Source organism: Micromonospora sp. NPDC000663 (genome assembly GCF_042898105.1).
Classification (GTDB): Bacteria; Actinomycetota; Actinomycetes; order Mycobacteriales; family Micromonosporaceae; genus Micromonospora.
The window spans coordinates 519,388-538,549 of sequence record NZ_JBIAYR010000003.1 but is presented as its reverse complement, the minus strand read 5'-3'; the positions used below and the strand labels follow the sequence as shown (position 1 = coordinate 538,549).

The following is a 19,162-nucleotide window of genomic DNA, read 5'->3' as shown; positions in this document are numbered from 1 at the left end:
TGTCGATACCTTGCAGGTCGTGGCCACGGGGACACTCATCTTTCTGATCATCGGCGGTGCGGGCGTCGCTGTGCTGGCTCTCGCGTTGCTCGGCACCGAGCTGCTCCACTTCGGACACATTGACGTGGACGGGCCGATCTCTCTCGAGACGGTCGCCGGCTTCGCCGGGGCGTTCGGGTTCGGCGGCGCCATCGTCAACGAACTGCTCGGCGCGCGTACACCGGGAATGATCGCTGGCGCGGCGGCCGGCGGCCTGCTCGCGGCCGTGCCCACCGGCTGGCTGGCCTCACGGTTCGGCCGGGCGGCCCGGAACATGCGCACCGACCCCACGCCCACCCGCGACGACATGGTGGGGGCGCTCGGCCTGGTCGTCACGCCGGTGCCGGTCAACGGCTACGGCGAGATCCGGGTACGCGTGGCCGGCCAACCGGTCAAGCTCAACGCCCGCGCGGACCAGCCGATCCCGATCGGCGCCCAGGTCTTCGTCGTGCAGGCGCTCAGCGAGACAAGCGTGCACGTCGAGACCTACTGACTCCTCCTCTACAGACGGGACTTCATCCATGCCCCTGCTGATCGCCGCTGGCGGCGCGGTCCTCCTCGTACTCATCCTGGTGTTGTTCGTGCTCTCCCGGATCAAGGTGGCCGGGCCGAACGAGGCGTTCATCGTCACCGGTCGCAAGGGCCGCACCACCCAGACCGCCGACGGCGCCAGGTCGACCGACAACTCCGGGCAGAAGGTCGTGCTGGGCGCCTCGGTGTTCGTGCTGCCGGTGGTGCAGAAACTCCAGTCGCTCGACCTGTCCAGCCGCCGGATCGACGTCGGCATCCGGGGAGCGGTGAGCAAGCAGGGCATCCGCGCCGACCTGCACGGCGTGGCGATCGTCAAGGTAGGCGGCACCGAGGACGCGATCCGGGCCGCCGCCCAACGGTTCCTGCACCAGCAGGACGAGATCGACAACTTCACCCGCGAGGTGCTGGCCGGTGCGCTGCGGTCGATCGTCGGCCGGCTCACCGTCGAGGAGGTCATCCGGGACCGGGCCGCGTTCGCCAGCGCGGTCGCCGAGGAGGCCGAGCACTCGATGACCAACCAGGGCCTGGTGCTTGACACGTTCCAACTCCAGGACATCCTGGCCGAGGGCTCGTACCTGCAGGACCTGGGCCGGCCCGAGGCCGCCCGGGTGCTCAAGGACGCGGCGATCGCCGAGGCGCGGGCCCGGCAGCAGGCCGAACAGGAGCGGCTGCTCGCCGAGGAGGCCATCGCCGAGGCGAACCGGAACCTGGCCCTCAAGCAGGCCGGCATCCAGGCCGAGATCGACGCGGCGAAGGCCAAGTCCGCCGCGGCCGGACCGCTCGCCCAGGCCGAACGGGACCAGGCGATCCTCTCCGAGCAGCAGAAGGTCGCCGAACGCAACGCCGAACTCAAGCAGCGCCAGCTCGACACCGAGGTCCGCAAGCCGGCCGACGCGGCCCGGTACAAGGTGGAGCAGGAGGCCGAGGCGTCCCGCAACGCGGCGGTGCTGCACGCCGACGCGCAGCGGCAGTCGGTCATCGCCGCCGCGCAGGCCTCCGCCGAACAGGCCCGCCTCACCGGTGAGGGTGAGCGCGCCCGACGGGCCGCGCTCGCGGAGGCGAACGCCATCGAGGGCGCCAAGGAGGGTGAGGCCGAGCAGCGGCGGCGCTCCGCCATCGCCGAGGCCGTGGAGCGCGAAGGTCAGGCCGAGGCGGCGGCCATCCTGGCCAAGGGTGAGGCCGAGGCGGACGCGATGGCGCGCAAGGCCGAGGCGTTCGCCGCGTACGGGGAGGCAGCCGTCCTCGACCTGCTGGTCAAGGTGCTGCCGCAGGTCGTCGAGGCGGCAAGCGCCCCGATCGGCGCGATCGACAAGATGACCGTCATCTCCACCGACGGCGCCTCGTCGCTGACGAAGTCGGTGGCCGGCAACGTGGCCCAGGGCCTCCAGCTCGGCAGCGACCTGACCGGGATCGACCTGCCCGGTCTGCTGGCGCGGCTCGGCTCGGCCTCCGCTCCGACCGGCAACGGCGCCGCAGATGGAAAGGCAGTAGAAGCGCGCTAACGCTGCCCCGCGCCCCGCGCCCGCGCCCCGCGCCCGCGCCCCGCGCCCGCGCCCGCGCCTCGCGCCGATCTTGCAGTTTCGGTCGTCGATATCGGTGAAGTGCCCTCTATGCCGCAGCAGCAACTGCAAGATCGCGGGGAGGGGGCGGGGGCGCGGGGAGGGGGCGAGGGGCGGGCGGGCGGGCGGGGCTAGCTGATCAGGCCCTCGGCGCGGGCCCAGCGCAGGAGTTCCGCCTCGGCGGCGTCGCGGTCCAGCGGCCCCTGCTCCAGGCGCTGCTCCTTGAGGTGCTTCCAGGCCCGCCCGACGACAGGCCCCGGCGGTACGCCGAGCAACTCCATGATCGCGTTGCCGTCGAGGTCGGGGCGGACCCGTGCCAGGTCCTCCTCGGCCGCGATCCGGGCGATCCGGTCCTCCAACGCGTCGTAGTCCGCAGCAAGCTGCGCCGCCTTGCGACGGTTGCGGGTCGTGCAGTCCGAGCGGGTCAGCTTGTGCAGCCGGGGCAGCAGGTCACCGGCGTCGGCGACGTAGCGGCGCACCGCCGAGTCGGTCCACTCGCCCCGCCCGTACCCGTAGAAGCGAAGGTGCAGCGCGACGAGCGCGGTCACCTTCGCGGTGATCTCCTTGGGGTAGCGCATCGCCTTCATCCGGGCCTTGGTCAGCCTGGCGCCCACCACCTCGTGGTGGTGGAAGCTGACCCGGCCGTCGGACCCGACCGCCTTCGTCGCCGGCTTGCCCACGTCGTGCATGAGGGCGGCCATCCGCAGGATGAAGTCGCAGCCCTCCTCCTCGAAGGAGACCGCGTTCTCGACGACCGTCAGCGTGTGCTCGTAGACGTCCTTGTGCTGGGCGTGCTCGTCGATCTCCAGCTTCAGACCGGTCAGCTCGGGCAGGAACCGCTCGGCCAGCCCCGTGTCGACGAGCAGCCGCAGCCCGGTGATCGGGTCCGCGCCGCAGAGCAGCTTGGTGAACTCGTCGCGGATCCGTTCGGCGGTGATCCGGTCCAGGTCGGCCGACATGTCGCTCATCGCCCGGTGCGCGTCGGGGTGGACGGTGAAGCCCAGCTGGGCGGCGAACCGGGCCGCCCGCAGCATCCGCAGCGGGTCGTCGCCGAACGACTCGCGGGGGGTGCTGGGGGTACGGATCACCTTTGCCGAGAGGTCGTCCAACCCGCCGTGCGGATCGGTGAACCGGTGCTCCGGCAGGCTTACCGCCATCGCGTTGATCGTGAAGTCGCGCCGCTTCAGGTCCTCGTCGAGGCTGGTGCCGTACACGACCACCGGGTTGCGGCTCACCTGGTCGTACGACTCGGCGCGGAAGGTGGTGATCTCCAGCCGGAGGCCGGCGCGCTGAGCCCCGATGGTGCCGAACTCCCGGCCGGTCTCCCAGATCGACTCGGCCCAGCCCTTGAGGATCCGCAGCGTCTCGTCGGGGTGCGCGTCGGTGCAGAAGTCCAGGTCGTCACCGAGCCGGCCGAGCAGGGCGTCCCGGACCGAACCACCCACCAGGTGCAACTCGTGACCGGCGCGCACGAACCGGCGGCCCAACTCGTCGGCGACCGGGGAGACCCTGAGCAGTTCGGCGACGGCGTTGCGCTGCGCGGCGGTGAGTTCGCGGCGGTCGGCGGCGTGGGGAGCGGAGACTTCGGACATGGGATCGCCAGCCTATCGGGCCGGGGTGTGATCGGATCCGCCGGGCGCGGGTAACGGGTACGGGTTGACTATGGTCTGTGACGTGCGGGTCGGTGCCCGGCTCGACGTACCCCTGGGAGGCTGGAGATGAGCGGCGGGCTCTACCGCAGCGCGAACGCCGCGCAGGACGGCGGTGCGGGAGCCGGCGTGCGACCCGGGGACGGCGCCACGTTCATCTCCGCCGAGCCGCTGAACCAGCCGGCCATGGAGTCGACCGCGCCGCCGCAGGAGCAGATCGGTGAGGCGAGCGCGGCGACGAACAGCGCCGTGATGGCCATCGGCAGCCTGGTCAGCCGGGGTACTGGCTTCCTGCGTACGTTGGCGTTGACCGCCGCGCTCGGTGGCGCGCTTGTCGGTGACGCGTACACGACCGCGCAGATCCTGCCAGGGATGGTGTACGAGTTCCTGCTCGGCGGCATCCTGACCAGCGTCCTGATCCCGGTGCTGGTCCGCCGCCGCAAGGTCGACTCCGACGGCGGTCAGGCGTACGCCCAGCGGCTCCTGACCCTCGCGGTGCTCACGCTGGCGGGGGCGGCCCTGCTCGCCGTCCTGTCGGCGGGCCTGCTGACCCAGCTCTACGCCGGCGACAACACCGGGGACGACTTCCGGAGCCTGGTCAAGGCACTGTCCTACCTGATGCTGCCGATGATCTTCTTCACCGGCCTCAGCGCGCTGATCAGCGCCGTGCTCAACACGCGGGGGCACTTCGCCGCCCCGATGTGGGCGCCGATCCTCAACAACATCGTGGTGATCGCGACCGCGGGTCTGTACATCGCGATCTTCGGCGCGAAGATCGTCAAGCCGGAGGACATGACCACCGGCCGGATCCTGCTGATCGGTGGCGGCACGCTGCTCGGTGTCGCCATCCAGGCCGCCGGACTACTGCCGGCGTTGCGCAAGGTCGGCTTCCGCTGGAAGCTGCGGTTCGACTTCCGCACGCTGGGTCTGCGCGAGCTGGGCCGCCTGGGCGGCTGGATGTTCTGCTACGTCGCGGTGAGCCAGGTCGGGCTGATCGTGCTGTTCAACCTGCTGAACAGGGCCGGTAAGGAGAACGCCGCCGGTCCACTGATCTACAACAACGTGTTCCTGCTGCTGATGATGGCGCACGGCATCATCGCCGTCTCGATCATCACGGCGCTGATGCCCCGGATGAGCGCCGCGGCGGCCGACGGGCGGTACGCCGATGTCGCCGCCGACCTGTCCCGGGGCACCCGGACCGTCTCGGCGGTGCTCGCCCCGATCGCGGTCTGCTACGCGGTGCTGGCGACCCCGCTGGCGGTGACGCTGTTCCGCTACGGCGCGTTCACCGACGAGAACGCCGCCGACACGTCACTGGTGCTGCTGCTGGCGGCGCTGGCGCTTGTGCCGTTCGCCATCAGCCAGCTCTTCACCTTCGCCTTCTACGCTCTGCCGGACACACGCACCCCGGCGCTCATCAACATTCCGGTGGTGGCGCTGCGGATCGGCGTCCAGGTGGTCCTCTACGTCGCCTTCGCCGCGCACTTCGCGGCGGCCGGGATGATGATCGGCAACGCCGTGTCCTACCTGGCCGCGGCGTTCGCCTCCGCCTGGCTGCTGCGACCCCGGGTCGGCCGGATCGGGATGGGCGCCATCCTGCGCACCCTCGGCCGGGTGGCGGTCGCCGCGTTGGGTTCGGCGCTGGTCGGCCTGCTCGTGGTGAGCCTGCTGCCCGGCGGCGACACGCCGAGTTGGATGCAGGCGGTCGTCCAGCTCGTGATCGGCGGGGCGGTGATCGGCGGGACCTACCTCGGGCTGGCCACTGTGCTGCGGATCGGGGAGATCACCGAGGTGGTCGGCATGGTCCGACGCCGACTCGGTCGCTGACCGCAGGGTTCCGGGCACAAAAAGTTGCGGCCGTACGGAAAGTGACCGCGGATCACCAGGCTGGGGATGCACCTGTGGATAACTCCGCGATTCGCCGGTCAGCCACCGGATCGGCCTGTGGACAACCAACCGTACGGATGAGCGTGGCGGCCCGATCGGTGGGAACATGCCAGTCGGCGAGGGCGCCACGACAGGGTCAGCCCCAACGTCGGTCACTTGCGGTGAAGCCGTAGATTGGCTAGTACATGTGCCAGCAACGTGGCTGAGAACGGTCGTAACCGGACGACTGCCCTGACTCCCGGCACCCCGCCGGGTACGGCGGGAAGATGACATGTCGGGGAGACGGGCAACCCGGGTAAGGTCCTTCTCGACGGGTACGGCAGGCGCCGACGCTGGGCGTCGACACCGGTCGGCCGGTTCCTTCGACGGCAGAGCGGGAAGCCACATGCCCAGCAGTTCGGGTCCATCGATCGACACGATCACCGAGGGAGGACGGGTGACCCAGGTCGGCGAGGGTCAGGAGGCGGACGAGAGCGCTCCGCCGGTCATGACCTTCGGTGCTCCCACGGCCGGTGAAATCCTCGCCGAACGTTACGAGCTGGTCGAGCACATCAACAACGACAGCGCGGGTCGGCTGGTCTGGCGCGGGGTCGACGTCATCCTGCGCCGTCCCGTCGCGGTGGTGCTGCGCTATCCGGGTGGCGACTCCGCCACCGAGATGCTCCAGGCCGCTGTCGCGGCCAGCCGGGTCATCCACCCCAACCTGGTCGGCGTCTACGACGCGATCGACGAGGCCGAGCGGGCGTACGTGGTCCGTGAGTGGGTCGACGGGCAGTCCCTGCGCGACCTGGCGACCGAGGGCCCACTGGACCCGGCCCGGGCCACCGCGATCGGCAACGCCGTCGCGAGTGCGCTGGCCGCGGTGCACGCCACAGGCATGGTGCACGGAAACGTCCACCCCGGCACCGTCATGATCAGCGACGAGGGCCGCGTGGTGCTTGCCGACGCGCGCACCGACGGCGCCGACAGCCAGGAGAACGACATCCGGGCTGTCGGCGGCATCCTCTACTTCGCCCTGACCGGCCACTGGCCGCACGCCGAGGCGCCACTGCACGGCGCCACCGCCGGCCACGGTCGCGCCGCCATTCCGGACGGTGTCCGGGACGCCACAGGCGCCATCGCGGCACCCCGGCAGGTCCGGGCCGGTGTGCCCGCGTACCTGGACGACCTGACGATGGACCTGCTCGACGCCGAGATCGCGCCGCCCTCGTCGGACGTGCTCGCCGCCGAGTTGGCGCGACTGGACGTGCCGGCCGAGGATGAGCACTACCTCGACAACAGTGGCCCGCTGCGGTTCGCGGCCGACACCGAGGAGGAGCCGTCCCCGCTGGCGGCTGCCGGTGGCCGCAAGGTCGCGATCGGCATCGCCGGCCTGCTGGCGGTCGCCCTGGTCGGCCTGCTGATCGGGATCAGCGCGCTCGGTGGCGACGGCGACAAGGACAAGCAGGCCAACCCCGTCGCCCCACCCACCTCCAGCGCCCCGGCCGGCGAGGCCACCCCGGCCGCCGCCACGGCCCGCAAGCTGACCGTGAAGAACGTCCGGATCATCGATCCGGAGAGCAAGGACCGCAGCGAGGTCGACGGCGCCGACAAGGTCATCGACGGTGACGAGGACAAGGGCTGGGAGACCGAGACGTACCGCGACCGACCCAACTTCGGCAACCTGAAGAAGGGTATGGGCGTCTGGATCGACCTCGGCGAGCCGCACACAGTCAAGTCGGTCCAGGCGGTGCTGTCGGCCACCGGCGCGTCCGCCCAGCTCCTCGCCGGTACGACCAGCCCGCCGTCAAGCTCCAGCGGTGACAAGCAGTTGGTCGCGAGCTACAAGACCCTCATCGGTCAGCCGTTCGAGGATCACGACGGCACAACCATGACGTTCAACGGCTTCGACGCCGACACGAAGTACCGGTACCTGCTGTTCTGGATCACCCAGCTGCCGCCGTCCGAGGGCGGGTTCAAGCTGGGGGTGCAGGAGATTACGGTCCAGGGGTCGTGAGCCGGGCACCACGGTCCGGGCACCGCATCCGCTGGACGCGGTGATGGACGGGCGCGACGCGGCGACGGACCTGGAGCTGCTGCGCGCCCACGTCGCAGGCGATCGGGACGCGTTCGCCGAGCTGTTCCGCCGACACCGCGACCGGTTGTGGGCGGTGGCTCTGCGGACGCTCGGCGACCGCGAGGAGGCGGCGGACGCCCTCCAGGACGCGCTGCTGTCCGCGCACCGGGCGGCCGGCCGTTTCCGCGGTGACTCCGCGGTCACCACCTGGCTGCACCGGATCGTGGTCAACGCCTGCCTGGACCGGATCCGACGCCGCCAGGCGCATCCCACGGTGCCGCTGCCCGACGGCGACCCGGCCGGGGACGGCTCCGGCACCCGGGGTGTGGAGCCGGCCGCGCCGATACAGGACCACGACACCGCGCTCGTGGTCCGCCAGGCACTCGCCACCCTGCCCGTCGAACAGCGCGCCGCCCTGGTGCTGGTGGACGTGCAGGGCTACCCCGTCGCCGAGGTGGCTCGCATCCTCGGTGTCGCCGAGGGCACGGTGAAGAGCCGCTGCGCACGGGGCAGAGCCCGGCTCGCGGTGGCGCTCGGGCACCTCCGTCCGGCCCGTCCGCAGCCGTCGGACGCAACCGGGGACGTGCCGGGCGTCACCCCGGGGAACCTCCGCCCGGTGGAGGGCGTCGGATCGGGGCCGGGCCGTTACCGGCGGGACGCCAATCAGGAGGACACGTGACGACCGAGGGGTTCAGGGAGGTCGACGACGACCTGCTCGCTGACTACCTCGGCGGGGCGCTGGACAGCACGCCGCAGCAGGCGGAGGTCGCCCGTCTGGTGGATTCGGACCCGGCGTGGGCCGAGGCGCACGCCCGGCTGGACTCCGCGCTGACGCAGGTGCAGGCCGACCTGGCCGAGTGGGCCGGCCCGTCTCCGGAGATGCCGCCGGCGGTCGCCGACCGGCTCCTCGCGGCGCTCGCCGCCGCTGACGACACCACCGTCTCCCCGGGTGTCGTACCGGCCCAGGGTGGAGCGGGTCGGCGGCCCGCCGAACCCGATCGCACGGCCGCCACCGGCCCTGGCCGCCGTCGGCGCCGCTGGGTGCGGCGTGGGGCACCGGTGGCCGTCGCGGCGGTCGCCGTCGTCGGGGTCGCGTTGGGCCTCAACCAGCTGTGGATGGACGCCTCCGACATCGCCGGCACCAGCGCCCTGGACCGGCCGGCCAGCGCGCCCGAGGGCGCCGCGACGGCCGGAGCGGTCCGCACCACCGGGCCGGCACTGCGCAGCGGTACGGACTACGACCCGCAGACCCTCGGGGACGCGGACCGGCCGGCGCCCTACCAGGCAACCGACATCCCCACCCGCACCCCGTCCGGCGCTCCCGGCGACGCCCCCGCCAACCAGCCCGGGGTGGACGCCGAGGGAGGCCGACGGCCCGCGCCGGACGGTCTGGACCAGCTGGCGCGCCTCACCGACCAGAGTGCGCTGACCGCCTGCCTGGCCGACGTGGCGACGGAGCACGGTTCCGCCCCGCTGGTGGTCGAGGTGATCGACTTCGCCGAGTTCCAGGGTGAGCAGGCGCTGGTCATCAGGTTCACCGACTCCACCGGGGCCCGCTGGGCCTGGGTGAGCGGTCCGGAGTGCGGTGTCCCAGGGTCCGGCTCGGACACGCGGTATTCGACGCGGGTAGGGTGAATCAGCGGTCACCGGTGCGATGACCTTCTACGTGACCTGACCCACCGGATGCCCGGCTCGGGAATCCCCGGTTCGTACGATGACGTTCTGGAAGTCAGCTGCCGGCACCCCCCAGGCGTCGGCACTCGGATCGGCGTCGGTGCGCACCGACGCCGAACACACACAACGCGGGAGACGGCAGTGGACGAGGTCCGCAACCTGATCATCATCGGCTCCGGGCCGGCCGGTTACACGGCGGCGGTCTACGCCGCACGCGCCAACCTGAAGCCGCTGATCATCGAGGGCGTCCAGTCCGGTGGCGCGCTGATGACCACCACCGAGGTGGAAAACTTCCCCGGCTTCGCCGACGGCATCCTCGGCCCCGAGCTGATGGACAACATGCGCAAGCAGGCCGAGCGGTTCGGCGCCGAGTTCCTCACCGACGACGTGACCCGGGTCGAGCTCGTGGACACCGGCGACGCCGGTTCCGGCGCGGTCAGCACCGTCTGGGTCGGTGAGACCGCGTACCGGGCCCGCTCGATCATCCTCTCCACCGGCTCGGCCTGGCGTCCGCTGGGCGTGCCCGGCGAGCAGGAGTACCTGGGCCACGGCGTCTCCTCGTGCGCGACCTGTGACGGCTTCTTCTTCCGCAACCAGCACATCGTGGTCGTCGGCGGTGGCGACTCGGCGATGGAGGAGGCCAGCTTCCTCACCCGCTTCGCCGACTCGGTCACCATCGTCCACAGGCGGGACTCGTTCCGGGCGAGCAAGATCATGGCCGACCGGGCGCTGAGCAACGAGAAGATCAAGGTCGAGTGGAACAGCACCGTCGAGGAGATCCTGGGCGACGACGGCAAGGTCACCGGCGTACGGCTCCGCAACGTGCACACCGGCGAGACCAAGGTCTTCGACGTGACGGGCGTCTTCGTGGCCATCGGTCACGACCCGCGCAGTGAGCTGTTCCGGGGCCAGGTCGAGCTGGACGACGAGGGCTACGTGAAGGTCCAGGCCCCGAGCACCCGCACCAACGTGCCAGGTGTCTTCGCCGCCGGCGACGTGGTCGACCACACCTACCGTCAGGCGATCACCGCGGCAGGCACCGGCTGTGCCGCCGCGCTCGACGCCGAGCGGTTCATCGCGACGCTCAGCTGAAACAAGGAACAGATCCCGGAGGAGGGGCACAGTGGGAAATACCAAGGCGGTCACGGACAAGAGCTTCGTCGCTGACGTGCTGCAGGCGGACAAGCCGGTTCTGGTGGACTTCTGGGCCGAGTGGTGCGGCCCCTGCCGCAAGGTGTCGCCGCTGCTCGAGGAGATCGCCGGCGAGATGGGCGACCGGGTCAGCATCGTCAAGCTCAACATCGACGAGAACCCGGAGACCGCCCGCGCCTACCGGGTGATGTCCGTACCGACGCTCACCGTGTTCAAGAACGGCCAGCCGGTGCAGTCGATCGCGGGTGCCAAGCCGAAGGGCGAGCTGGTCCGGCTCATCGAATCGGCTCTCTGACCAGCAGAAACATCACCGAACCCCGTACCCCTCAAGGGGGTGCGGGGTTCGCTGTTTCCGGGGCCGTTTTTCTCGGCCCGAGCCCCCACACCGCCCCGGAACGCATAGCCTCAAGCCGAGGCCGCGCCCGGCCAGCCAGCGTTGTGCAGAGGGGGTCGAGCGTGCGTCCGATCCGACCCGGTGACCGGGGACCAGCGGTCACGGAGATCCGAACCATCCTCACCGGCCTCGACCTGCTCGCGTCCACTGCCGGTGCGAACGCCGACGAGTTCGACCTCGACACCGAACGGGCGGTCCGCGCGTTTCAGCAGTCCCGGGGGCTCAGCGTCGACGGCCGGGTCGGGTCGGAGACCTGGGGGGCGCTGGACGCCGCACGCTGGAGGCTCGGCGCCCGCACCCTCTACCACGCGGTCCCCGACCCGCTCACCGGCGAGGACGTCCGGTCGCTCCAGGAGCGGCTGCTGGAGATGGGGTACGACGTGGGTCGCGCGGACGCCATCTACGGCATCCGCACCTCCCGCGCGGTGGCCCAGTTCCAGCGCGAGGTCGGGCTCACCCCCGACGGCTCCTGCGGCCCGCACACCATGAACGCGCTGCGCCGCATCGGCCGCAAGGTCGTCGGTGGCCGCCCCCAGTGGCTGCGCGAGTCCGACGCCATCCGGCAGTCCGGGCCGGCGCTCGTCGGCAAGACAGTCGTCATCGACCCCGGGCACGGCGGCACCGACCCGGGCATGGTGGTGCCCGACGGGCCGCTGCGCTGGACGGAGGCGGACCTGGTGCACGACCTGGCCAGCCGGCTGGAGGGGCGGCTCGCCGCGTCCGGGGTACGGGTGCAGCTGACCAGGGGTCCGGCGCCCGACAGCTGCCTGCCGGACACCGACCGGGCGCTGCTGGCCAACTCGCTCGGCGCCGACGTGTTCATCTCGCTGCACCTCGACGGGCACGCCAACCCGGACGCCGAAGGCGTGGCGACCTACCACTACGGCACCGACAACGGCGTGACCTCGGCGACCGGCGAACGGCTGGCCGGGCTGGTCCAGCGGGAGATCGTCGCGCGGACCGGGCTACGGGACTGCCGCACCCATGCCAAGGCCTGGGACCTGCTGCGGTTGACGCGGATGCCTGCCGTCCGGGTCGAGGTCGGCTACCTCACCTCGCCGACGGACCGCACCCGGCTGGTCGACCCCCGGTTCCGCGACCGGGTGGTGGAGGCGATCGTGGCAGCGGTGCAGCGCATGTACTACCCGATCGAGCGGGACGTCCCGACCGGCTCGCTCGACGTCAGCGAACTGCGGGCGGTGGTGCACGCCGCCACGGTGGTCAGCTGAGCGGCGGTGCCGCGACGGATGCTCAGCCGCCGGTGGAGCGGGTCGCCGGGGCGGGCCGCACAGGGCGGAGCAGGGTCTCCGGGCTCATCGAGCCGAGGAGCTTCTCCAGCGCGTACTCGACGTCGGACTTCCAGCTCAGGGCGGTCCGCAGCTCAAGGCGCAGTCGGGGGAACCGGGGATGGGGCCGGACGGTCTTGAAGCCGACGGAGAGGAAGAAGTCGGCAGGCGCGACGCACCCGCCCGCCGGGTCGTCGGCGTCCCCGAACTTCGCGTCGCCGAACGCCTCGATCGCCTTGATCCCCCGCTTGGTCAGGTCCCGGGCGACGCCCTGCACGAGCATCCGACCCAGCCCGCCACCGGCGAACGCGGCCACCACGTTCGCGGTCATCAACAGCGCCGCGTCGGCGGAGACCGGCGACGTCGGGAAGGCCATCGAGCGGGGAACGTAGGCCGGCGGGGCGTACATCACGAAGCCGGCCGGCATGCCGTCGACGTACGCGAGCTTGCCGCACGAACCCCACTCCAGCAGGGTCTGGGAAACCCACGCCTCCTTCTCCAGGCCCGGGTCGCCAGCGGCGCACGCCCGGTCGGCGGACACCGGATCCAGCTCCCAGTAGACGCACTGCCGGCAGGGGCGAGGAAGATCCTCCAGCGTGTCGAGGGTCAGGCTGACCAGACGTCGCGACATATGGCGCATCCCCACAATAGGCTCGGCGGTGAGACCGGCACGCAACGACAGCGCCGCCTTCCTGTCCCCGACGAGCGATCGTACGCCGCAGATCGGCGGTACGGGAGGGGACGCGCACATCGTCACCGCACCGGGGGACGGGTCCGGGATGTGGACGATCCGTCTCGGCAGGCCGGCACGCTGGCCAGAGGCGGCTAGGATCGACAATCGGTGTCCCGGCCGCCATGGTCACGTGCGTGCGGGGTACCCGGGGCGGGAGCCACCCGAGCAGCGATCGAGGTGAGGTCATGACCGGCACGACACTCGACGACTACACCGACCGGTACGCCCGGCGGGTACGAGGGATGACCGCCTCCGAGATCCGAGCACTCTTCGCCGTGGCCAGCAGGCCGGAGGTCGTCTCGCTCGCCGGTGGAGCACCGTACATCGCCGCCCTGCCGCTCGACGCGGTCGGTGAGATGCTCGGCCGGCTCGGCTCCGAGCACGGCGTCACCACCCTCCAGTACGGCATCGGCCAGGGCACCCTGGAGCTGCGCGAGCGGATCTGCGAGGTGATGGCGCTCTCCGGGATCGACGCCGGGTGCGGCGCCTCCCCCGAGGACGTGGTCGTCACCGTCGGTGGGCAGCAGGCTCTGGACCTGGTGGCCCGACTCTTCCTCGACCCGGGCGACGTGGTGCTCGCCGAGGGGCCGACCTATGTCGGCGCGCTCGGGGTGTTCCAGGCTGCCCAGGCTCAGGTCGCACACGTACCCATGGACGCCGACGGGCTGATCCCGGAGGCACTGGAGGCGGCGATCGCCGACCTGGCCCGCGCGGGGCGGCGGGTGAAGTTCCTCTACACGATCCCCACCTACCAGAACCCGACGGGCGTGACGCTCAGCGAGGAGCGCCGGGAACGGGTGCTCGACATCTGCGAGCGCGCCGGCCTGCTCGTCGTCGAGGACGACCCGTACGGCCAGTTGGGGTTCGAGGGTGACGCGCCGGCGCCGCTGCGGGCCCGCCGCCGCGACGGGGTGTTCTACCTCAGCACCTTCTCCAAGACCTTCGCGCCGGGTCTGCGGGTCGGCTGGATCCTGGCGCCGCACGCGGTCCGCGACAAGCTGGTCATCGCCAGCGAGGCGCAGATCCTCTGCCCCAGCGGCTACGCCCAGGCGGCGGTGGCCACCTACCTCGGCACGATGCCGTGGCGGCAGCAGCTCAAGGTCTACCGCGAGGTCTACCGGGAACGTCGCGACGCCCTGCTCGACGCGATGGCCGACCTCATGCCCGAGGGCACCAGCTGGACCACACCGGCCGGCGGCCTGTTCGTCTGGGCCACCCTGCCCGAAGGGCTCGACTCGAAGGCGATGATGCCGCGCGCGGTCGCCGCCCGGGTCGCGTACGTGCCCGGCACCGGCTTCTACGCCGACGGCACCGGCACCGGCACCATGCGGTTGAACTTCAGCTTCCCGCCGCCGGAGCGGATCCGCGAGGGCGTCCGCCGGCTTGCCGGCGTGATGGAGCAGGAGATCGCGATGCGCCGGGTCTTCGGCGCCGTGGGCGGCGGCACCGCGGGTCGGCGCGGGCAGGCCGGCTCCGACGTGCCAGGTCCCGACTTGGCATGATGCCGGCATGGGTACGACAGCCGAGCGCCTCCTCGTGACCGATCCCGCCGTCTCGGCCGACCTGCGGGTGCTTGTGCTCGCCGGCGGGCTCTCCTACGAGCGGGATGTCTCGCTGCGCTCCGGCCGGCGGGTCCTCGACGCGCTGCGTGCCGTAGGCGTCGAGGCGGAACTGCGCGACGCCGACGTGGCGTTGCTACCGGCACTCGCAGCGGACCCGCCGGACGCCGTGGTGATCGCCCTGCACGGCGCCACCGGCGAGGACGGCTCGCTGCGCGGGGTGCTGGACCTGTGCGACATCCCGTACGTCGGCTGTGACGCCCGCGCCTCGCGGCTCGCCTGGGACAAGCCGTCAGCCAAGGCGGTGCTCCGCGAGGCAGGCATCCCCACCCCCGACTGGGTGGCCCTGCCGCACGACCGCTTCTCCGAGCTCGGCGCGGTCGCCGTCCTGGATCGGATCGCCGACCGTCTCGGCCTTCCCCTGATGGTCAAGCCGGCGCAGGGCGGTTCGGGGCTGGGTGGCGCGGTGGTGCGGGACGCCGCAGCGCTGCCGGCCGCGATGGTGGGCTGCTTTGCGTACGACTCCACAGCTCTGGTCGAGCGGTACGTGCAGGGAATGGACGTGGCGGTCTCAGTGGTCGATCTCGGCGACGGCCCGCAGGCACTGCCGCCGGTGGAGATCGTTCCCCGCAACGGCGTGTACGACTACGCGGCCCGCTACACCGCCGGGCGGACCACCTGGCACGCGCCGGCCCGACTGGACCCGGAGGTCGCCGCCACGGTGGCGGACGTGGCGCTCGCCGCGCACACCGCGCTCGGCCTGCGCGACCTGTCCCGCGTCGACGTGATCGTGGACGCCGCGGGCCAGCCGCACGTCCTGGAGGTCAACGTCTCACCGGGTATGACGGAGACGTCGCTGCTGCCCCTCGCCGTGCAGGCCGCCGGTCTGGACTTCGGGCGGCTCATCGGCTCGCTCGTCACCCGCGCCGCCGCCCGCGTCACAGCTTCCTGACCATCCCGCCGCGAGTCGAGGTTGGCGGCAGCCCGTCAGGTGCCACCGCCAACCTCGTTCGTCAGCGACAGTCCTGAGGTACGCCTCGACCGAGCCGCTTGGCCGCGATCGCCGTCATGCCGGCGTCGCCGTAGGGGCCGCCGGGGTGGTGCCCTCGTCCCCCGGTGCGGCGCTGTCGTGCCCGCCGTCGACGCCCTCGGCGTTCCCGTTCCGGCCCGTGTTCTGTTCGGCGACGCCGGCCTGCGCCGCGCTGCCGGGGGTTACTTCGTCGATAGGCGAGTTGGCGGCGTCTCCGTCGGTGGGCGAGCGGAGCGCGTCCTTGTCGGTGGGCGGGACTTTGTTGGAGGGCGGGACGATGGCGTCCGCCGTTGAGGGCTCGGTGGTCGTTGCGCCCTGACCGTCGTCGTTGCTGCCGCCGTCGCCGTCGGCGCCGCTCGTCGGGTCCGATTCCGGCTTCGGGATCTCCTCCGCCGCCTCGATCACCGAGACAGCCTCCGCCTCCGCGGCGGCGTGCGCGGCGGCGGACTGGGCCAGCAGACTGGACGGCGCCTGCCACTGGATGCGGGGAGGCTCGGCCAGCGGCCGGCCGCCGAACTCCGCCAGCCAAGCTGCGACGAGCGCCAGATTTTCCCGCCACTGCGCTTCGGAGATCGGCGGCAGGATCGAGTCCCACAGAGACAGGAACGTGCCCCGCAGTTGGAGCCGGCCGTACGGTCGAGCCAGGAACCACATGTGCAGGTGCGCCGAGCCGTCGCCCCATCGGTTGACGTGCACCCGGGCGACGCCGTCCAGTGACCGGATGGCCCGTTCCAGACGTACGGTCATCACACCCAACTCGGCGGCGAGCAGGTTCGGCAGGTCGCCCAGGTCGAGATGAGTGCGCGATTCGAGGATGAGCACCATGGGCAGGCCCGTGGGCCGGTCCATGGCACGGACCCGCCACCGCTCGCCCACCCAGATGTAGGCGTCGTCCGGGGCGTTGCAGGCGGTGCATTCCCGGAGGCCCTCGCCCTTGCGTGGCGGTTCGACCGGGACCGGGTCGTCGAGCTGCTTCACGCGCAGGTCCCCCTCGAAGGGAAACGAGGGCCACTGGGTGAAGTCCGGGACTGAGGGAGGGGTGTGGTGCACGACGCTGACCCTAACGGAGTCCGGCGCGGCTGTCCCTACCCGATCGGCAGGTGACGACCGGTCAGGTCAGCGTTCGTCGTCGATCGGTCCGGTGATGTCCACAGGCTGCCGAGACCCCGAACACGGGCCGTCATCCACAGGCTGGCACCCGCTTTCACGCGGGGTTTCACGTGAAACGGGGGGTACCTGTGGACAACCGGTGTGGATAACTTTTGGAGCTCTCGTTCGTTGTGCGCCGATCGTCGGGGTGAGATCTTCGACCCCCTGCGTCGTGGGTGAAACCGGGGCTGAAGAGTCCGCAGCCGACCGTGTCCGCTGGGGCGCCGGCCCCCTGCACCGCTCGGGTCGCCAGAACTGCCTCCCGGTGCCTGACAGCCAGCCGACGGGCCTCCCCCGGGACAGGCGCCTCGCGGGGGCAGCAGCGCGGCGCGTCCTCCCAACCCGGGTCGCGCCGAGGCGCAACTCGGGCCGTGCGCTCACCAGCCCCACCGACCCGCTCTGGCGCGATCTGCGGTACCGCTGCCGGGCGCCCGGCAGCACAAGCCGAGGGCCGGGTCAGCCGGGCGTCGTCTGTTTCCCCGTCCGCGCCAAGCAGTACGGGGGTGTCCCGGAGCGGCTGCGGGCCGTCTCACCCAGAACGCCTCGCCCTATCGGTGAAGCCGCTAGGCGGGGGAGTTGTTAGGTCTGAGGCCGGCAGAGCCCTTGCAGTCGGTCTGGCGCTCCCGCTCTCGGCGCTCGCGGCCCTACCGTCAGCCCGACGGCTCCCTGCGCGATGGTCCCGGCCCGCCAGTCCCGGGCCGGCAGTCCCGCCGCCAGTCGCGCCCGCCAGTCCCGCCCCCAGCGCTCGTAGCTTTGCGGCCCGGCGGCCCCGATCCAGCGTTCTGCGATCCGGCGTGCCCGGTCCCGGTGCGGGGCTCGCGACCCCAACGGTCCGCCCGGCGGTCCCGGTGCGGGCCTCGCGACCCCAACGATCCGCCCGGCGGTCCCGGTGCGGGGCTCGCGAACCCGGTCCCAACCCGGCGCTCGCGATCCGGCGTACCCGGCCCCGGCGATCCCAGCCCACGGCTCCAGCCCGATGATCGCGGCCAGGGCGGCCCGTCGTCACCGGCGCGTCCCGCAGCTTCAGCCGCATCTGGGCCAAGGCCGCGCTCGCCGCGCGCAGGCGCCGCACCGCCGGACCACACGCCGCTTCCCAAGCACCCGCGTGGGGCCACGATGCGACGTAGAGGCCGCGACTCGGCTCACTCTGGTGCTGTCTTCTCCTGTGGCCAACAATCCCAGAGGAGGCCGCTCAGCGGGCGCGCGGCCCTTCTCCGGATGTCGCTGGAGGTCAACCGCTCGTCGCGTCTCCGTTTCACGTGAAACGGCAATGGCGGGACCGCGCCTCGCTTCATCGGCATCCACAGCGGGAGCGAACGAACGAACGGACGAACCAGGGAACCTGGCCGGCCTCGCCGTTTCACGTGAAACGGAACCCCGAGAGTCAGAGACAGAACGGCCGCGCCCCCGTGGGGAGCGCGGCCGCTGCTGGCGAGATGGCTCAGTCCTCGCTCTGCTCCTGCTGTTGAACTCCGATGATGCCGACGATCCGCTCCAGGTCGTCGACAGTGGCGAACTCAATCGTGATCTTGCCCTTGCTCCGCCCGATGTCGACCTTCACCCGGGTGTCGAACCGGTCGGACAGCCGATCGGCGAGGTCGGAGAGGGCTGGCGCGTGAGGCTTGGGCCGGCGCTTCGCGGCCCCCTTCGCCGGACCGTCGTTGAGCGTGAGGGCCACGATCTCCTCGGTCGCACGGACCGAGAGTCCCTCGGCCACGATCCGCATCGCCAGGTGTTCCTGGGCGGCGGACTCGTCGAGGCTCAGCAGGGCCCGGGCGTGCCCCGCAGAGAGGACCCCGGCGGCGACCCGGCGCTGCACCTGCGCCGGAAGGTTGAGCAGTCGAATCGTGTTGGAGATCTGCGGGCGGCTCCGCCCGATCCGGCGGGCGAGTTCCTCGTGGGTGGCGCCGAACTCCTCCAGCAGTTGCTGGTAGGCGGCTGCCTCTTCCAACGGGTTCAGGTTGGCCCGGTGGATGTTCTCCAACAGCGCGTCGCGGAGCATGGCGTCGTCACGGGTGTCCCGGACGATCGCGGGGATGTTCTCCCGCCCCACCGCCTGAGCGGCCCGCCAGCGGCGCTCGCCCATGACGAGTTCGTACTTCTCGTCGTCGAGCTGCCGGACGACGATCGGCTGGAGGAAGCCGACCTCCTGGATCGAGATCTTCAGCTCCTCCAGCGCATCCTCGTCGAAGACCTGGCGGGGCTGCTTGGGGTTCGGCACGATCGCGTCGACCGGGATCTCGGCGAACCGGGCACCGGGCACCGGGCTGAGCGCCACCTCCGGCTCCGGCCGTGCAGGTGCCAAGACCGCCGCAGGCGTTGACGCCGGGGTTCCCTCGTCGTCGACGGACTCGTTCTCCGGCTCGGCCGTCGCGGTGCCCACACCGTTGACCGGCCCGGTCGGGATGAGCGCCCCCAGGCCCCGACCCAGACCGCCCCGAGGACGGTTCTTCATGCCACGCCT

General features: G+C 71.7%; 15 protein-coding genes. 11 read left to right on the top strand and 4 right to left on the bottom strand.

The features are described from left to right. The first annotated feature begins 10 nt into the window (after positions 1-10). Positions 11-532, top strand: coding sequence for a hypothetical protein (locus ACFY1S_RS14780; RefSeq protein WP_387117269.1), 522 nt, complete (start codon positions 11-13; stop codon positions 530-532). Positions 533-560: 28 nt separating this feature from the next. Next, positions 561-2,072, top strand: a complete 1,512-nt coding sequence (locus ACFY1S_RS14775; protein WP_387117266.1) for a flotillin family protein — start codon at positions 561-563, stop codon at positions 2,070-2,072. A gap of 188 nt (positions 2,073-2,260) precedes the next feature. On the opposite strand, the gene ACFY1S_RS14770 is transcribed toward ACFY1S_RS14775, so the two are convergent. Next, on the bottom strand, positions 2,261-3,721 hold the full coding sequence (locus ACFY1S_RS14770) for a CCA tRNA nucleotidyltransferase (protein WP_387117263.1): 1,461 nt from the start codon (positions 3,719-3,721) through the stop codon (positions 2,261-2,263). A gap of 126 nt (positions 3,722-3,847) precedes the next feature. On the opposite strand from ACFY1S_RS14770, the gene murJ reads away from it, so the two are divergent. The 7 genes from murJ (at position 3,848) to ACFY1S_RS14735 (ending at position 12,170) form a co-directional block, all read left to right on the top strand. Continuing rightward, positions 3,848-5,605: a murein biosynthesis integral membrane protein MurJ gene (gene murJ / locus ACFY1S_RS14765; RefSeq protein WP_364370204.1), complete on the top strand. Its 1,758-nt coding sequence runs from the start codon at positions 3,848-3,850 to the stop codon at positions 5,603-5,605. Between the two features lie 445 nt (positions 5,606-6,050). Further along, positions 6,051-7,661, top strand: a complete 1,611-nt coding sequence (locus ACFY1S_RS14760; RefSeq protein ID WP_387117260.1) for a protein kinase family protein — start codon at positions 6,051-6,053, stop codon at positions 7,659-7,661. Positions 7,662-7,704: 43 nt separating this feature from the next. Further along, complete coding sequence (gene sigM, locus ACFY1S_RS14755; RefSeq protein WP_387117257.1) at positions 7,705-8,400, top strand: RNA polymerase sigma factor SigM; 696 nt, start codon at positions 7,705-7,707, stop codon at positions 8,398-8,400. Next, complete coding sequence (locus ACFY1S_RS14750; RefSeq protein ID WP_387117254.1) at positions 8,397-9,356, top strand: hypothetical protein; 960 nt, start codon at positions 8,397-8,399, stop codon at positions 9,354-9,356. The genes sigM and ACFY1S_RS14750 overlap by 4 nt, the downstream gene beginning before the upstream one ends. 180 nt (positions 9,357-9,536) lie before the next feature. Then, positions 9,537-10,487 carry a thioredoxin-disulfide reductase gene (trxB, locus tag ACFY1S_RS14745; protein WP_387117251.1) on the top strand — a complete coding sequence of 317 codons (951 nt, stop codon included), beginning with the start codon at positions 9,537-9,539 and terminating at the stop codon, positions 10,485-10,487. A 31-nt stretch (positions 10,488-10,518) separates the two neighbouring features. Continuing rightward, the gene (gene trxA, locus ACFY1S_RS14740; protein WP_053651673.1) at positions 10,519-10,842 is read left to right on the top strand and encodes a thioredoxin; all 324 of its coding nucleotides are present in this window, start codon (positions 10,519-10,521) and stop codon (positions 10,840-10,842) included. 161 nt (positions 10,843-11,003) lie between these two features. Beyond that, complete coding sequence (locus tag ACFY1S_RS14735) at positions 11,004-12,170, top strand: N-acetylmuramoyl-L-alanine amidase (protein ID WP_387117247.1); 1,167 nt, start codon at positions 11,004-11,006, stop codon at positions 12,168-12,170. A gap of 22 nt (positions 12,171-12,192) precedes the next feature. Here ACFY1S_RS14735 and ACFY1S_RS14730 read toward each other — a convergent pair whose 3' ends face one another. Next, complete coding sequence (locus tag ACFY1S_RS14730) at positions 12,193-12,858, bottom strand: GNAT family N-acetyltransferase (RefSeq protein ID WP_074315552.1); 666 nt, start codon at positions 12,856-12,858, stop codon at positions 12,193-12,195. 287 nt (positions 12,859-13,145) lie between these two features. On the opposite strand from ACFY1S_RS14730, the gene ACFY1S_RS14725 reads away from it, so the two are divergent. Continuing rightward, positions 13,146-14,462 (top strand): PLP-dependent aminotransferase family protein, encoded by a 1,317-nt coding sequence (locus ACFY1S_RS14725; protein WP_387117244.1) that lies wholly within the window; start codon positions 13,146-13,148, stop codon positions 14,460-14,462. A 7-nt stretch (positions 14,463-14,469) separates the two neighbouring features. Beyond that, positions 14,470-15,471: a D-alanine--D-alanine ligase gene (locus ACFY1S_RS14720; protein WP_387117240.1), complete on the top strand. Its 1,002-nt coding sequence runs from the start codon at positions 14,470-14,472 to the stop codon at positions 15,469-15,471. A 114-nt stretch (positions 15,472-15,585) separates the two neighbouring features. Here the strand turns inward: ACFY1S_RS14720 and ACFY1S_RS14715 are convergent, their stop codons facing one another. Both ACFY1S_RS14715 and ACFY1S_RS14710 read right to left on the bottom strand, forming a co-directional pair. Next, positions 15,586-16,599 carry a hypothetical protein gene (locus ACFY1S_RS14715; protein ID WP_387117237.1) on the bottom strand — a complete coding sequence of 338 codons (1,014 nt, stop codon included), beginning with the start codon at positions 16,597-16,599 and terminating at the stop codon, positions 15,586-15,588. A 1,540-nt stretch (positions 16,600-18,139) separates the two neighbouring features. Beyond that, positions 18,140-19,153 (bottom strand): ParB/RepB/Spo0J family partition protein, encoded by a 1,014-nt coding sequence (locus tag ACFY1S_RS14710; protein WP_387117234.1) that lies wholly within the window; start codon positions 19,151-19,153, stop codon positions 18,140-18,142. Positions 19,154-19,162 lie beyond the last annotated feature (9 nt).

Excerpts from the sequence above, each read along its gene's own strand:
- ACFY1S_RS14730 (WP_074315552.1), bottom strand. The coding sequence starts at position 12,858 with ATGTCGCGACGTCTGGTCAGCCTGACCCTCGACACGCTGGAGGATCTT.
- ACFY1S_RS14725 (WP_387117244.1), top strand. The coding sequence starts at position 13,146 with ATGACCGGCACGACACTCGACGACTACACCGACCGGTACGCCCGGCGG.
- ACFY1S_RS14760 (WP_387117260.1), top strand. The coding sequence starts at position 6,051 with ATGCCCAGCAGTTCGGGTCCATCGATCGACACGATCACCGAGGGAGGA.
- murJ (WP_364370204.1), top strand. The coding sequence starts at position 3,848 with ATGAGCGGCGGGCTCTACCGCAGCGCGAACGCCGCGCAGGACGGCGGT.
- ACFY1S_RS14720 (WP_387117240.1), top strand. The coding sequence starts at position 14,470 with ATGGGTACGACAGCCGAGCGCCTCCTCGTGACCGATCCCGCCGTCTCG.
- ACFY1S_RS14770 (WP_387117263.1), bottom strand. The coding sequence starts at position 3,721 with ATGTCCGAAGTCTCCGCTCCCCACGCCGCCGACCGCCGCGAACTCACC.
- ACFY1S_RS14710 (WP_387117234.1), bottom strand. The coding sequence starts at position 19,153 with ATGAAGAACCGTCCTCGGGGCGGTCTGGGTCGGGGCCTGGGGGCGCTC.
- ACFY1S_RS14775 (WP_387117266.1), top strand. The coding sequence starts at position 561 with ATGCCCCTGCTGATCGCCGCTGGCGGCGCGGTCCTCCTCGTACTCATC.
- sigM (WP_387117257.1), top strand. The coding sequence starts at position 7,705 with ATGGACGGGCGCGACGCGGCGACGGACCTGGAGCTGCTGCGCGCCCAC.